13 protein-coding genes are annotated in these 12,858 nt (G+C 59.5%); 5 read left to right on the top strand and 8 right to left on the bottom strand.

All coding sequences use genetic code 11. From position 1 onward, the window contains the following. Positions 1-42 precede the first annotated feature (42 nt). Both AC3Y7R_RS00360 and AC3Y7R_RS00355 read left to right on the top strand, forming a co-directional pair. Positions 43-684 (top strand): hypothetical protein, encoded by a 642-nt coding sequence (locus AC3Y7R_RS00360; RefSeq protein WP_490040012.1) that lies wholly within the window; start codon positions 43-45, stop codon positions 682-684. Between the two features lie 112 nt (positions 685-796). After that, on the top strand, positions 797-1,966 hold the full coding sequence (locus AC3Y7R_RS00355; protein ID WP_490040011.1) for a MalY/PatB family protein: 1,170 nt from the start codon (positions 797-799) through the stop codon (positions 1,964-1,966). A 6-nt stretch (positions 1,967-1,972) separates the two neighbouring features. On the opposite strand, the gene AC3Y7R_RS00350 is transcribed toward AC3Y7R_RS00355, so the two are convergent. Genes AC3Y7R_RS00350 through AC3Y7R_RS00340 form a run of 3 tightly spaced genes read right to left on the bottom strand, consistent with a single transcriptional unit; the run spans position 1,973 to position 6,104 of the window. Next, positions 1,973-2,860 (bottom strand): sugar kinase, encoded by an 888-nt coding sequence (locus AC3Y7R_RS00350; protein ID WP_490040010.1) that lies wholly within the window; start codon positions 2,858-2,860, stop codon positions 1,973-1,975. A 44-nt stretch (positions 2,861-2,904) separates the two neighbouring features. Continuing rightward, positions 2,905-5,412 (bottom strand): ABC transporter permease, encoded by a 2,508-nt coding sequence (locus AC3Y7R_RS00345; protein ID WP_490040009.1) that lies wholly within the window; start codon positions 5,410-5,412, stop codon positions 2,905-2,907. After that, the gene (locus AC3Y7R_RS00340) at positions 5,409-6,104 is read right to left on the bottom strand and encodes an ABC transporter ATP-binding protein (protein WP_490040008.1); all 696 of its coding nucleotides are present in this window, start codon (positions 6,102-6,104) and stop codon (positions 5,409-5,411) included. Before AC3Y7R_RS00340 ends, AC3Y7R_RS00345 begins: the two co-directional genes overlap by 4 nt. Before the next feature lie 16 nt (positions 6,105-6,120). Here AC3Y7R_RS00340 and AC3Y7R_RS00335 point away from each other — a divergent pair, with 16 nt between their 5' ends. Both AC3Y7R_RS00335 and AC3Y7R_RS00330 read left to right on the top strand, forming a co-directional pair. Further along, positions 6,121-6,786, top strand: a complete 666-nt coding sequence (locus AC3Y7R_RS00335; protein ID WP_490040007.1) for an arylesterase — start codon at positions 6,121-6,123, stop codon at positions 6,784-6,786. A 148-nt stretch (positions 6,787-6,934) separates the two neighbouring features. Next, the gene (locus AC3Y7R_RS00330) at positions 6,935-7,891 is read left to right on the top strand and encodes an L-malyl-CoA/beta-methylmalyl-CoA lyase (RefSeq protein ID WP_490040006.1); all 957 of its coding nucleotides are present in this window, start codon (positions 6,935-6,937) and stop codon (positions 7,889-7,891) included. A gap of 40 nt (positions 7,892-7,931) precedes the next feature. On the opposite strand, the gene AC3Y7R_RS00325 is transcribed toward AC3Y7R_RS00330, so the two are convergent. Next, positions 7,932-8,768 (bottom strand): AraC family transcriptional regulator, encoded by an 837-nt coding sequence (locus AC3Y7R_RS00325; RefSeq protein WP_490040005.1) that lies wholly within the window; start codon positions 8,766-8,768, stop codon positions 7,932-7,934. Between the two features lie 118 nt (positions 8,769-8,886). On the opposite strand from AC3Y7R_RS00325, the gene AC3Y7R_RS00320 reads away from it, so the two are divergent. Next, on the top strand, positions 8,887-9,849 hold the full coding sequence (locus AC3Y7R_RS00320; protein WP_490040004.1) for an acetyl-CoA carboxylase carboxyltransferase subunit alpha: 963 nt from the start codon (positions 8,887-8,889) through the stop codon (positions 9,847-9,849). 1 nt (position 9,850) lies between these two features. On the opposite strand, the gene AC3Y7R_RS00315 is transcribed toward AC3Y7R_RS00320, so the two are convergent. From AC3Y7R_RS00315 to AC3Y7R_RS00300, 4 genes are read right to left on the bottom strand one after another with little or no spacing between them, the layout of a single operon-like run. Next, entirely contained in the window at positions 9,851-10,453 is a 603-nt protein-coding gene (locus AC3Y7R_RS00315) for a pyridoxamine 5'-phosphate oxidase family protein (protein WP_490040003.1), read from the bottom strand. Continuing rightward, positions 10,454-11,191 carry a lysophospholipid acyltransferase family protein gene (locus AC3Y7R_RS00310; protein WP_490040002.1) on the bottom strand — a complete coding sequence of 246 codons (738 nt, stop codon included), beginning with the start codon at positions 11,189-11,191 and terminating at the stop codon, positions 10,454-10,456. A gap of 2 nt (positions 11,192-11,193) precedes the next feature. Next, complete coding sequence (locus AC3Y7R_RS00305) at positions 11,194-12,117, bottom strand: cell division protein FtsX (protein ID WP_490040001.1); 924 nt, start codon at positions 12,115-12,117, stop codon at positions 11,194-11,196. Continuing rightward, the gene (locus AC3Y7R_RS00300) at positions 12,114-12,791 is read right to left on the bottom strand and encodes a cell division ATP-binding protein FtsE (RefSeq protein WP_490040000.1); all 678 of its coding nucleotides are present in this window, start codon (positions 12,789-12,791) and stop codon (positions 12,114-12,116) included. Before AC3Y7R_RS00300 ends, AC3Y7R_RS00305 begins: the two co-directional genes overlap by 4 nt. Between the last annotated feature and the right edge of the window lie 67 nt (positions 12,792-12,858).

Below are 12,858 nucleotides of genomic sequence, written 5' to 3'. Positions count from 1 at the left end.
ACCCCGACAGGCAATATTACACCATCCCCGCAGGAGGTCGTCATGCGAAATGCCAAACACTGGAGCGCTGCCCGCTGGGCCAATGCGGGCTTCGGCGCCATCGGTCTAGGCCTCATCGCGGCAAGCAGTTGGCTCGCCCAGATCTCCGGCCAAGCCCCCTTCGTCTTTTGGGCTGTTGGGGTAGGGCTATTTTGCACCGCCCTTATGTTCCAACTGGTCCTCTACCGAGCGCCCCCAAAAACCACAGGTCTCGTTAATACCGCCGAGTTGCGCCACAACACCCTGCGCAATGTGACCTTAGCGGCGAGCGGCACCTGGCTCTATGTCATCGGCGGGGCCATGGTCTGGGCGCAGTCATCCACAGCAGTATTTTTACTTGGCGCGATCCTCATGTTGCTGGGCGTACTCGCCGGCCTTTGGGGTGGGCTGCCCCTGTTGCGCGCAAAGCGCCTGTCGCGCAGCAACCCCGCCCTCACAGACACGCGCGCAACCGTCAGCCAAAACATCTCTTACCGCAACGCCTACCTGTGCGGCCTGCAAGCCGCCGTGATCCTCGCGCTACTATCTTCATGGAAGATCATCACCCTTCATGCCTCCACCTTAGGTTTCATCATCACCGCCGTCATGGTTTTGGCGCAGGTCACCACCTTGGCATGGCGCGAATGGGCCGATGACGCCGCCTAACGCCCAACTCATCGCCCTGCGGCCCCTATCGTTGCACTTCCAGCCCATTTTCGCCCTTGCAGCCCCTCAGGAAACCCGCAACCTTACGCCTAACAAGCAGGAGAGCTGATCCATGAGTTTCGACACCCCAATCGACCGCCGCGGCACCCATTGCGTAAAATGGGACAGCATGGAGACCCTCTATGGCGTCTCCCCCGATGAAGGCATCGCAATGTGGGTCGCCGATATGGAATTTCAGCCACCGCAATGTGTCCAAGATGCCGTCAAAGCAATGCATGACCACGGCGTCTACGGCTACTTCGGTGACGATCACGCCTACCGCGCAGCAATCCAGTGGTGGATGAAAACCCGCCATGACTGGGACCTGAACCCCGATCACATCTTTACCACCCACGGGCTGGTGAACGGCACCGCCATGTGCGTCGACGCCTTCACCTCGCCCGGCGATGGCGTGGTCCTGTTCACCGCTGTCTACCATGCGTTTGCCAAAGTTATCGCCGCCGCAGGCCGCAAAGTTGTCGAGTGCGAACTCACCAATACCGATGGCCGCCTCGAGATGGATTTCGACACCTACGATGCGCAGATGACCGGCAATGAAACCATGCTGATCCTATGCTCTCCCCATAATCCCGGCGGGCGTGTCTGGACCAAATCCGAGCTGCAAGCCGTCGCCGCCTTTGCCAAGCGCCACGATCTGGTGCTGGTCTCTGATGAAATCCACCACGACCTGGTGTTCCCCGGCAACACCCATATTGCCATGGCCAATATCTCTGGCATCGAGGACCGGCTGGTCATGATGACCGCCACCACCAAAACCTTCAATATCGCAGGCTCGCATTCGGGCAATGTGACCATCGCTGACCCGGACCTGCGCGCGCGCTTTGCCGCCCGTATGGCCGCACTTGGCCTCAGCCCCAACTCGTTCGGACTGTTCATGGCCACCGCCGCCTATTCCCCCGAAGGCGCGGCGTGGGTGGATGATCTGGTTGTCTACCTCGACACCAATCGCCAGATATTTGACGCAGGCATCAACGCCATTCCCGGCCTGAAATCCATGCAACTGGAAAGCACATACCTTGCGTGGGTGGATTTCTCTGGCACCGGAATGTCGCGCGAAGAATTCGTCTCCCGCACACAAGATGTCGCCAAAATCGCGGCCAACCACGGCCCGACATTTGGCAAAGGCGGCGATAGCTTCCTGCGCTTCAACACGGCCGCCCCGCGTGCCGTGATCGAAGATGCCGTCGCCCGAATGCAAAAGGCCTTTGCCGATTTGCAGTAGCGCTCGCTACACCTTAACCAACGCCCCGCGGCCCTGAATGACCTTGGCCGCGAGGCTCAACCCGCTCTCGACCGCCGCCGCCACACCCTTGTCGTAGGCCGCAAAGAACCCCGCGTTAAAACTGTCGCCCGCGGCAGTACTGTCCACCACATCGGCCACAACTTGCGGGATGATTTGCCCGCGGAACGCCTTGTCGCAGAAATCAATCGCCCCCGCGCCATTCTTCACCACCACGCAAGATGCGCCCGCGTCCAGATAGCGCTGCATGGTGCCCTGCGGGCCATCATCGCCAAAAAACACCGCCTCGTCGTCATAGGATGGCAGCACAATATCGCTAACGCGCGCCGCCTCCATCACCGCGTCACACATCTGCGCATCGCTGTCCCACAATCTTGGCCGCAGGTTCGAATCGAACGCCACAACGCTGCCCGCCGCGCGGGCGCGCGCGACCTGTTCCAATAACACCTCGCGCCCCCGACCTTCCAGCACGCCCAACGTGATTCCCGAAAAATACACCATCGACGCGCCGTCAAAAGCCCGCCCCAGAACCGCGCCATCCTCGGCCAAAAGCCGCGCCGCTGCTTGACCGCGCCAGTAGGAAAACGACCGCTCGCCGTCTTGCAATTCGATCATATACAGGCCCACGGTCCGGTCATCACGCCGCTGCACATGCGCCGTTCCCAGCCCCGCATCCTGCAACATCGACACCATGCTGTTCGACACCGCATCACGCCCCACTGCCGTGACGAAATCAATCGCCCAGTCCGGGCGCAATTGGCGCGCATACCAGCAGGTGTTAAATGTGTCGCCCGCAAACCCCATGGTGAACTGACCGCCGCCCGACGGGGCCATCTCCACCATACATTCGCCAACTGCTACAAACCGCTCTGCCACCTGACCGCTCCTCAAAAACTCTTATCTCACGGCAATATCGCGCCCTATTCGCGCGCCCGCAAGACCCGTGCTGGTCGCGTCGCCAATGGCCGCCACGCGAACATCAATCCGGTGATCAGCGTCGCCACCAATCCGCCCGCAATGATTGTCAGCGCCGAGCCTATGGCCACCTGAAATTCCGTCTCCATCACAAAGACAGACACAGCCCAGCCCGCCGCGATGCCCGCAAGCAGCGCAATCACCCCCGCCGTCAGCCCCAGCAATGCCGAGCGCAACGCGAAGTTGCCCAACACCGCCGCCCGCGAGGCCCCCAGAGTTTTCAGGATCGCGCCTTCATAGACCCGCGCCTTCTCGCCCGCAGCAGCCGTGCCGATCAACACAATGCCGCCCGTCAACAGCGTCGCCAACGCGCCATAGGTGATTGCAGCCGCAATGCCTTCCAGCACCTCACTGACTCGCGCAATCGCATCGCGAACGCGGATCGCCGTGATGTTTGGATAGGCCTTCGCCATATCGCGCAATATCGCGCCCTCATCCGCCTCTTCGGCGTAAATCGTGGCAATATGGGTATGCGGTGCGCCTTGCAGCGCAGCAGAGTTCATCGACAAAACAAACCCAAGACCACCGCTCGAGAAATCCACCTCGCGAAAGCTGGTAATCTGCGCCTCAATATCGCGCCCCAGAACATTTACCGTCAGACTATCGCCCAGCTCCAAGCCCAACTCGCCCGCCTCTTCCGCCGCGAAACTGATCTGCGGCGGGCCAGCGTAGCCCTCGCCCCACCATTGCCCCGCAGTGATCTTTGTGCCTTCCGGCAGCGCATCCGCATAGGTCAGCCCCCGATCACCGCGCACCACCCAATGGTCGCCTGCGACCTCTAGGGCTGGTTGGCCATTTATCTGGGTGATGACCCCGCGCAACATCGGGGCGCTCTCCACTTTCGACACGCTTGGGCGTGCCTCCAGCGACGCCTTCAACGGCGCCAACTGGTCCGGCTGCACATCCACGATAAAATATGACGGTGCCACTTCTGGTAAATCTCCTGCAATCGCATTGCGCAGGTTCCAGTCAATCTGCCCGACCGCCGCCAGCACCGACAGACCCAACCCCAGCGACACCACCACCGCCTGCGCCTCGCGCCCCGGTCCGCCAATCGCGCCCAAGGCAAAGCGCAATGTGCGCGCGCCGCGCAATCGCCGCGACGCCCAGCGCGCCAAAACCCGCACGCCCATCGCCGCCAGCACCAGCAGTAAAAATGCAGCCATGATACCGCCCGCAGCCCAAAACGTCAGCATCGCCAAGCCCGACAGCCAAGCCGCCAAGCCAACCAGTACCGCCAAAATACCCGCGCACACCACGATCCACACGGGCCTTGGCCAGCCGCTTAGGCCCTGTGAGGCATCCCGAAACAACGCCGCCGCGCGGATATGTTCCGCCTGCGCCAGTGGCCATAGGGTAAACAGCGCCGCCGCCAACCCGCCATACAGCGCCGCCTCCAACAATGGCCGCGCACGGATCGCCAAATCCACCGGCACCGGCAACCGCGCCTCGATTACCGGCCCCAGCAACATCGGCACCACGCCGCCCAAAGCCAGCCCCATCGCAATGCCCAGCGCTGCCAGCGCGCCCACTTGCAACAGATACACCCGAAACACCAAGCTCCCCGACGCGCCCAAGCTGCGCAGCGTCGCGATCACTTCCGTCTTGCCCGCCAAATATGCCCGCACTGCCGCCGACACCCCGACGCCACCCACGGCCAATCCGGTCAATCCCACCAGCACCAAAAACGCCGACAACCGCTCCACAAACCGCGATATTCCCGGCGCGCCGTTGCGCTTGTCGCGCCAGCGAAACCCCGTGCCCTCCAACACGCGCGAGGCCTCATCCTCCAGCGCCTCCAGCGAAACCTCCTCCGCAACCCGAATGCGGTATTCCGTCTCAAACAATGTCCCCGGCGTCACCAAATTCGCGCCCAAAAGCGCAGCGGTTGCCACCATCGTCGGTGGCCCCAGCGTAAAGCCCGCCCCCGCGCTGTCCGGCATCCGCTCCAACGCCGCCATCACCACAAAATCAGCAGCCCCAAGTTTTACCCGGTCGCCCACGTCCAACCCCAAGCGCGCCAGCAACACCGGATCGACCACCGCCCCCGGCACGCCTCCCTGCCCCGCCAAGGCCACGCTCAATTCCATCTGCGGCATCAAGGCCACCGCGCCATACAGCGGATACGCGCCATCCACGCCCTTCACCTGCGTCAACGCCCGCTCCTCGCCCGCCGCCAGCATCGAGCGGAAATCCACGATCTCCGACACATCGCCCTGCGCCTCAAACCACGCGCGCTCCTCCGGCTCCGCGAACCGATAGGTCAGTTGCATCTCAACGTCCCCACCAAGGATCACCGCGCCTTGCTCGCTCAACCCGCCTTCAATCGCACCGCGCACAGTGCCAATCGCCGCAATCGCCGCCACGCCCAACGTCAAACACGCCAAAAACACCCAAAATCCACGCAACCCGCCGCGTAACTCTCGCCGCGCAATCCGCCAGGCCAGGCTCATTGCGCCGCCACCGATACTTTATCGTCCATCACCTGCCCGTCGCGCAGTTGCACCACGCGATCACACCGCGCCGCCAACTCCGACGCGTGAGTGACCAAAATCAGCGTCGCCCCATGTCGATCACGCAAATCGAACAGCAAATCCATCACCATTTCGCCCGTCGCCGCGTCCAGGTTTCCCGTCGGTTCATCAGCCAGCAAAATCTTCGGGCGCCCCACAACGGCGCGCGCCAAAGCCACCCGCTGCTGCTCGCCACCCGACATCTGCGACGGGTAATGCCCGCCCCGCGCGCCCAAGCCCACGGCCTCCAATTCGGCCTCGGCACGCCCGAAAGCATCCTCCACGCCGGCCAGCTCCAACGGCAATGCTACATTTTCTAGGGCAGTCATTGTCGCAATCAGGTGGAAGGATTGGAAAACCACCCCCATATTGTCCCTACGAAACCGCGCTAAGGCGTCCTCGCCCATCGGCGTCAGGTCTTGGCCCAGCACAGATACCAACCCCGATGAGGCGCGCTCCAGCCCGCCCATCACCATCAGGAGAGACGATTTGCCCGAGCCAGACGCCCCCGTTAGCCCCAAGCTCTCCCCCGCCATCACCTCAAACGAGATGCCCCGCAAAATATCCACCACCCCCGCGTTGCCGTCCAACGATAGGGTCAAATCTTTCAAGCGCATCACGGGGTCGGTCATCACAAAATCCTTGGGGTTGGGGCGTACCCTTGTAGATAGCCCCTTAACGCTGCTTCGCAACCTCACGATCGCAACAGTTTTTGCAACGCCCGCGCTGGCCGAGCCGATCACCATCGCGGCCCTCGGCGACAGCCTGACCCAAGGCTACGGTCTCGCCCCCGATCAAGGCTTTGTGCCGCAACTTCAAACATGGCTTACCAATCATGGCGCGGACGTCACCTTGATCAATGCAGGCGTCTCTGGCGACACCACAGCGGGCGGGCTGTCACGCATCGACTGGACCCTGACGCCCGACGTTGATGCCGTCATCGTAGCCCTTGGCGGCAACGACGTTTTGCGTGGCTTGCCCCCCGAGCAGGCCAAATCCAACCTCGACGCCATTCTCGCGAAACTCGCCTCTCGCGAAATCCCCGCGCTCCTTGTTGGCATTGATGCGCCCGCAAATTTTGGCCCCGAATATGAAGCAAACTTTGAGGCGCTCTATACCGACCTCGCCACCGAACATGGCACGCTCCTGTTCCCAAATTTTCTGGCAGGGCTGGCCTCCATTGAGGACCGCGCAATGGTTTTGGCGCAACACATGCAACGCGACGGCCTTCACCCCGATCCCTCCGGCGTCACATTGGTCGTCGAGGCCATGGGGCCCATCGTGCTGGATCTCATCGCCCGCGCCCAGCGCTGAGTTTGTACACCCTGACCGATATTACGTATGCTATGTACCTCTTGTACAAAATCGGCGCTCGCCGCAGCGCAGCACTTGCGAAGCGTCGCGCAATAACATATCAACAACAGTGACCCATACGAAACTTCCTTGCGCACAGGAGCAGCACATGAGCTTCCGCCTACAACCCCCCACACCGTCCCGCCCGAACCGTTGCCAGTTGTTCGGCCCCGGCTCCCGCGTTGCCTTGTTTGAGAAAATGGCAGCCTCTGACGCCGACGTCATTAACCTTGATCTAGAGGATTCCGTTGCCCCCTCGGACAAGGACACGGCCCGCGCCAATGTGATCAAAGCGACCCATGATGTGGATTGGAACACCAAGTATCTTTCCGTGCGCATTAACGGTCTCGATACCCCATACTGGTATCGTGATGTAGTTGATTTACTTGAACAATCCTCTGAGCGTCTTGACCAAATCATGATCCCCAAAGTCGGCTGCGCCGCCGATATTTATGCCGTGGACGCGCTGGTTACGGCCATCGAGGCCGCCAAAGGCCGCGCCAAAAAGATCACCTTCGAGGTCATCATCGAGAGCGCAGCGGGCATTGCCCACGCTGAAGAAATTGCCGCCGCCTCGCCGCGTCTGCAAGCCATGTCACTGGGCGCCGCAGACTTCGCGGCCTCCATGGGGATGCAAACCACAGGCATCGGTGGCACGCAGGAAAACTACTATATGCTGCAAGGCGGCACCCAACATTGGTCCGATCCATGGCATTGGGCACAGGCAAAAATTGTAGCTGCTGCAAGGACTTACGGTGTTCTACCCGTTGACGGCCCGTTCGGCGACTTCTCTGACGACGAGGGCTTCCGCGCCCAAGCCCGCCGCTCTGCCACGCTAGGTATGGTCGGGAAATGGGCCATTCACCCCAAGCAAATTGCCCTCTCAAACGAGGTCTTCACCCCATCAGAGGCGCAGGTTTCCGAGGCCCGGGAAATCCTTGCCGCAATGGCTGCAGCCAAAGCCAGTGGCGAGGGCGCAACTGTCTATAAAGGGCGTCTTGTTGATATCGCATCAATCAAGCAAGCTGAAGTAATCGTTACACAATTTGAGATGATCAACAGCTAGTCAATCGCCCGCCCCATCGTCACATGGGGCGGGCCTTGCACTATTTAATCGGCAAACATACGTCCGTCAGAAGCTCTTCCGGTGCAGTATCTTGCGGCGCATTCAGGTAAATCTCCATTACCGGAGCATCGCGCGGCTCTTCACCGCTCGTAGGCAACCAGACCCCATACAGGTAATCATAGGCGGCTTTCAGTCCCGAATAGGGGCCTTTGTAGTGCATCACGGCCACCTTGCCGCTGGAAATATCTATGTCTTCCATATCCTTAGGCATCTCAAACTCCGCGCCAACCAAAATACCCGCATGGCTGCGCAGCTCGTTTTCCGGCACGGCGCTTGGGTCATCATAGTAAACGCCGGCCATCCCTTTTGCTTGTGGCCAAAGTCCGCGGGACGCGAACATTGCACTCAGCGCCTCGTATTTTTTACCGATCTCAAGATAGGGGCCTTTGTGGGCCAATGCGGCCAAACGGCCCGATGATCTTTCCGTGATTTCAACAGGATACATAGGATGCTCTCCTTTAAGGGTTTCAGGGCGCGGCGACATCAGTGTCCCCTGCGCACGAAATGAAACCGGAGTAAGGCCAAACCCCTCACGAAAGGCGCGGGTGAAGCTGGCCACATTGTCATAGCCACAGCGCTTCGCCACTTTGTCCACGGGCCAATCCTTCTGCACCAGCCAGCAAGCCGCCCGATGCATCCGAATACGCCGCACCGCAGCGGCACACGTCTCTCCCGTCATCCCATGAAACACCCTGTGCCAATGAAACCGGCTCATCGCCGCTACATCGCTCAACGCATCCAGCGACAGATCGCCCGCAGGGTTGTCATGGATATGCTCCATCACGCGCAGCAGGCGGGTCTCATACGGGTTTGTCATTGTTTTCTCCGTTTCATCTCCCTAACAGCTCTAGCGCAGAGGGAAATTACAAATCTTGCTGAGTTGCATCTACTGCAAAGCATGGTCATATATCTCTCTAGTAATCGGGAGTCTTTACATGTCCAACTACCTTGAGTTCGAAAAGCCCTTAGCCGAAATCGAAGGCAAAGCCGAAGAGCTTCGTGCCATGGCGCGCGACAACGAGGAAATGGACGTCGAGAAAGAGGCCCTAGCCTTAGACAAAAAGGCCGCTGACCTCTTGGTGGACACCTATAAAAACCTGACCCCTTGGCGCAAATGCCTGGTCGCGCGCCACCAAGACCGCCCACATTGCAAAGACTATATCGAAGCGCTGTTCGACGAATACGTCCCATTGGCTGGCGATCGCAATTTCGCCGATGACCACGCTGTCATGGGGGGCTTGGCGCGCATTGGCGACCATTCCATCATGGTGATCGGCCATGAGAAGGGCCACAACACCAAGACCCGCATCGAGCGTAATTTCGGCATGGCCCGTCCTGAAGGCTACCGCAAAGCGATCCGCCTGATGGAGCTTGCCAACCGCTTCAATCTGCCCGTCGTGACCCTAGTGGACACCCCTGGCGCATATCCCGGCAAAGGCGCCGAGGAGCGTGGACAGTCCGAGGCCATCGCGCGTGCCACCCAGAAATGTCTAGAAATCGGCGTGCCGTTGATCTCGGTGATTATCGGCGAAGGTGGCTCTGGCGGGGCTGTCGCTTTTGCCACGGCAAACCGCGTGGCAATGCTGGAGCATTCTATATATTCGGTCATCTCCCCCGAGGGCTGCGCTTCGATCCTATGGAAAGACGCCGAGAAAATGCGCGAGGCTGCCGAAGCCCTGCGCCTGACCGCGCAAGACCTCAAACAACTGGGTGTGTGTGATCGCATTATTCCAGAGCCAGTTGGTGGCGCACAGCGCGACAATAAAGCTGCCATTGAGAGTGTTGGCACAGCGATTATTGAGATGATTGACGACCTATCCAAGCTGGACTCCGCCGCCTTGGTTAAAGATCGCCGTCAAAAATATCTGGGGTTGGGGTCCAAAGGATTAGCGGCCTAGATCACCACATCGTTTTCTTAGCGCGCGTGCCCCAGTCGGCATCATAGCTTTTGCCATCGAAGCCGCTTTTCATCTCGGCCAGCATGTCACCGACCGTCGGCAAATCCACGTCCGCCCCTTGCCCGCGCCACAGCTCCGCACGCATCACCGCACGGGCGCATTGCGAATAGACCTCCCCGATTTTGATCACCACAACCGAGCGCGGCATTCGTCCCTTATCCGTGAACTTCGCACGCAGCCCATTATCTAGCGTCACCTTCGCAGTGCCATTAACCCGTACAACATTGTCCGACCCCGGCACCATAAACAGCAATGCAATCCGCGGATCACGCACGATATTTCGCAAGGAATCCATGCGGTTATTGCCACGCCAATCAGGCATCACCAAGGTTTGGTCATCCAGTTCCAACACAACCGGACCGTCGTCACCGCGCGGCGATCCATCTACGCCTTCCGGTCCCACAGTGGACACGATGCAAAAGCGCGACGCCATGATCCATTGGCGATAGGTCGGGGTCATCTGACGCGCAACTTTAACCAGCGACGCCTCAGCCGGTGTGCCATAAATGGCCTCCAGCTCAGCGATATCGGTCAAAAAGTCCATTTACTCACCCTTCGGCGTAAAGCCCGCTTCAACCAACAACCGATCCGAGGCCGCCTCTACCTTGGCCTCAAGTTCCTCCAAGAACTCTTCTTTCTTCATTCCAGCTTCAATTGGTTCTAAAAACTCGACAATTGCCACTCCGGGTTTGCGGTAAACACCGCGACGCGGCCAAAATACACCCGCATTGGTGGCAACCGGATAGCAAGTCTGACCCAACTGCTCATACAAAACCGCCGAGCCAATTTTATAGGGCTTCTTCACCCCGGGCGCGACCCGCGTGCCTTGGGAGTAAATCACCAATTGGCCGGGCAACGCGTCCCCTTTTTCCACATCCGCCAGCATTTTGGTAATTGCTTGCCCACGCTTACCACGGTTCACCGGAATGCAGCCGATCCGGTAGGCGTATTGGCCCAAAACCGGCGCATAAAGCAAAATGGCCTTCATGATGAACTTACCGCGCGGAACGGCGTCATAGATCATTAAAATATCAAGGAATGACTGGTGTTTAGCCGCCACCAGCACTTCGCCTGTGGGGGGCGTACCGCGCACTTCACTGCGAAGTCCGATCATCCAGCGCGCCGTCCATTTCACATAGCGACAATACCCGTGACAGGCTGCAACAGCCCCGTTCGGGCTAACCAGCATCCACGGCAAATAAATCACCGCATAAACGACCATACCCAGATACATCGACAGGTTGAACACCAGCGAACGTACCCATTGCACGTAATATCCCATTCTCATGTCACCTCATTTAATGTGCGCAAAGCCGCGCTGCGTGTGGCCCAGAATGCCACCAGACCAGCCAGCACTGGAATGGTCAACGGCCAGAGCCATTGCGCGCCTTGAAAACCAAGCCCCGTCAGGAATGCGCCCTCTCCAGCCGCATTTGGCAAAAGGGCGATAGCAACGCAGCCTGCAACGGTGCCAACGGCGGCCCCCACCAAGGCGCGCAGTGTAAAACGCCGCACAAAGGCGCGGGCGATGTAGATGTCACGCGCACCAACCAAGCGTGTGACACGAATGACCTGCGCATTGGCCGCCAAAGCTGCGCGCGCAGCAAGTGTGATCATCGCAGCCGTGGACAAAGAGATCAGCGCGATGGCCATCCAGCCAAGCGTGCGCAACCGGTAAGCGGCATCCACCAACGGGCGCCGCCAACGTGTGTGATCATCTAAGAATGCCCCCGGTGCCTCGCCCGCCAATCGCAAGCGCAGCCCCTCGGCATCATACCCATCACCAGTTTCAACGACCTCAATCAGCCGTGGGATCGGCAGGTCTTCTAACGGCAAATCTGGCCCAAACCACGGCTCCAACAGCAACATTTGCTCTTCCTTGGACATGATTCGTGACATGGAAACTCCGGGCGTGGTGCGCAACACTTCTTGGGCGGCTAAGGTCTGCGCCTCGATTTCTTCCATCGGGGCCGATATCCGCACGGTCGAGGTCTGTGCCAGTTCGCTGGCCCAGCGTTCGGCCAAACGCCCAGTCGCAAGCGACAATGCCAGTGCAAAAACGGCCAAAAATGCCATCGCGCCCGCCGTAAATGTAGTCAGCGTTGCGGTAAATCCGGTCGGGGGCACAACGCGGTCCGCCGCGCGGTCCCCGCCTGCGATTTCCCCCCAAACCGTCACCATGGAGCGCGCTTTAGTGATCCCGCTCATAAATCCGCCCCCGCAAGCTGCAAGCGGCGATCCTTAATGCGCAACACCCGTGCAGACACCTGTGCCTTCGCATTACGGATCAGGTTCAAGTCATGCGTAGCAACAAGCACCGACTTCCCCATTTTGTTCAGCTCGATCAAAAGCGAGAGCAAGCGCTGCGACATTTCCCAATCCACATTGCCGGTCGGCTCATCCGCTAAAATAACATCTGGCCCCATGATCACTGCACGCGCCAAAGCCGCGCGTTGCCGCTCTCCACCTGATAATTCAGGCGGGAACTGGTTTTGTTGCTTCGAGAGCCCAACCCAACCGATCAAGTCAGTCAAATTTTGCATCTCGGCCTCCACATCACGTCCAGACACCGTCAAAGGCAGCGCGATATTTTCCGCAACTGACAGGTGGTCAAGGAACTGACAGTCCTGATGTACAACCCCGATACGTCGCCGCACCAAGGCAATTTGGTCGCGATCTAACCCGGCTACATCCTCACCAAATACCTGCACCAGTCCCTTGGATGCAGCCAATTCCATATAGCATAGCTTGAGGAATGTTGATTTTCCGGCGCCCGACGGGCCAGTCAAAAAGTGAAATGACCCGGGTTGTAGCCGCAGTGAGATATCGGTCAACAAATCGCCACCGCCATAGCTATACGCCACATTTTCCAATTCAATCACAAGAGTGCTCCGAGCTTCTTTGCGCAACAATTACGCCATAGGCGGCAACAGTTGCAATCAATTGGAA

This window comes from Litoreibacter sp. (genome assembly GCF_058136045.1).
The sequence above is the reverse complement of the archived record's forward strand: the minus strand, read 5'-3'. Positions and strand labels throughout refer to the sequence as shown.

Excerpts from the sequence above, each read along its gene's own strand:
- AC3Y7R_RS00330 (WP_490040006.1), top strand. The coding sequence starts at position 6,935 with ATGAGCTTCCGCCTACAACCCCCCACACCGTCCCGCCCGAACCGTTGC.
- AC3Y7R_RS00320 (WP_490040004.1), top strand. The coding sequence starts at position 8,887 with ATGTCCAACTACCTTGAGTTCGAAAAGCCCTTAGCCGAAATCGAAGGC.
- AC3Y7R_RS00315 (WP_490040003.1), bottom strand. The coding sequence starts at position 10,453 with ATGGACTTTTTGACCGATATCGCTGAGCTGGAGGCCATTTATGGCACA.
- AC3Y7R_RS00340 (WP_490040008.1), bottom strand. The coding sequence starts at position 6,104 with ATGACCGACCCCGTGATGCGCTTGAAAGATTTGACCCTATCGTTGGAC.
- AC3Y7R_RS00310 (WP_490040002.1), bottom strand. The coding sequence starts at position 11,191 with ATGGGATATTACGTGCAATGGGTACGTTCGCTGGTGTTCAACCTGTCG.
- AC3Y7R_RS00355 (WP_490040011.1), top strand. The coding sequence starts at position 797 with ATGAGTTTCGACACCCCAATCGACCGCCGCGGCACCCATTGCGTAAAA.
- AC3Y7R_RS00305 (WP_490040001.1), bottom strand. The coding sequence starts at position 12,117 with ATGAGCGGGATCACTAAAGCGCGCTCCATGGTGACGGTTTGGGGGGAA.
- AC3Y7R_RS00360 (WP_490040012.1), top strand. The coding sequence starts at position 43 with ATGCGAAATGCCAAACACTGGAGCGCTGCCCGCTGGGCCAATGCGGGC.
- AC3Y7R_RS00325 (WP_490040005.1), bottom strand. The coding sequence starts at position 8,768 with ATGACAAACCCGTATGAGACCCGCCTGCTGCGCGTGATGGAGCATATC.
- AC3Y7R_RS00345 (WP_490040009.1), bottom strand. The coding sequence starts at position 5,412 with ATGAGCCTGGCCTGGCGGATTGCGCGGCGAGAGTTACGCGGCGGGTTG.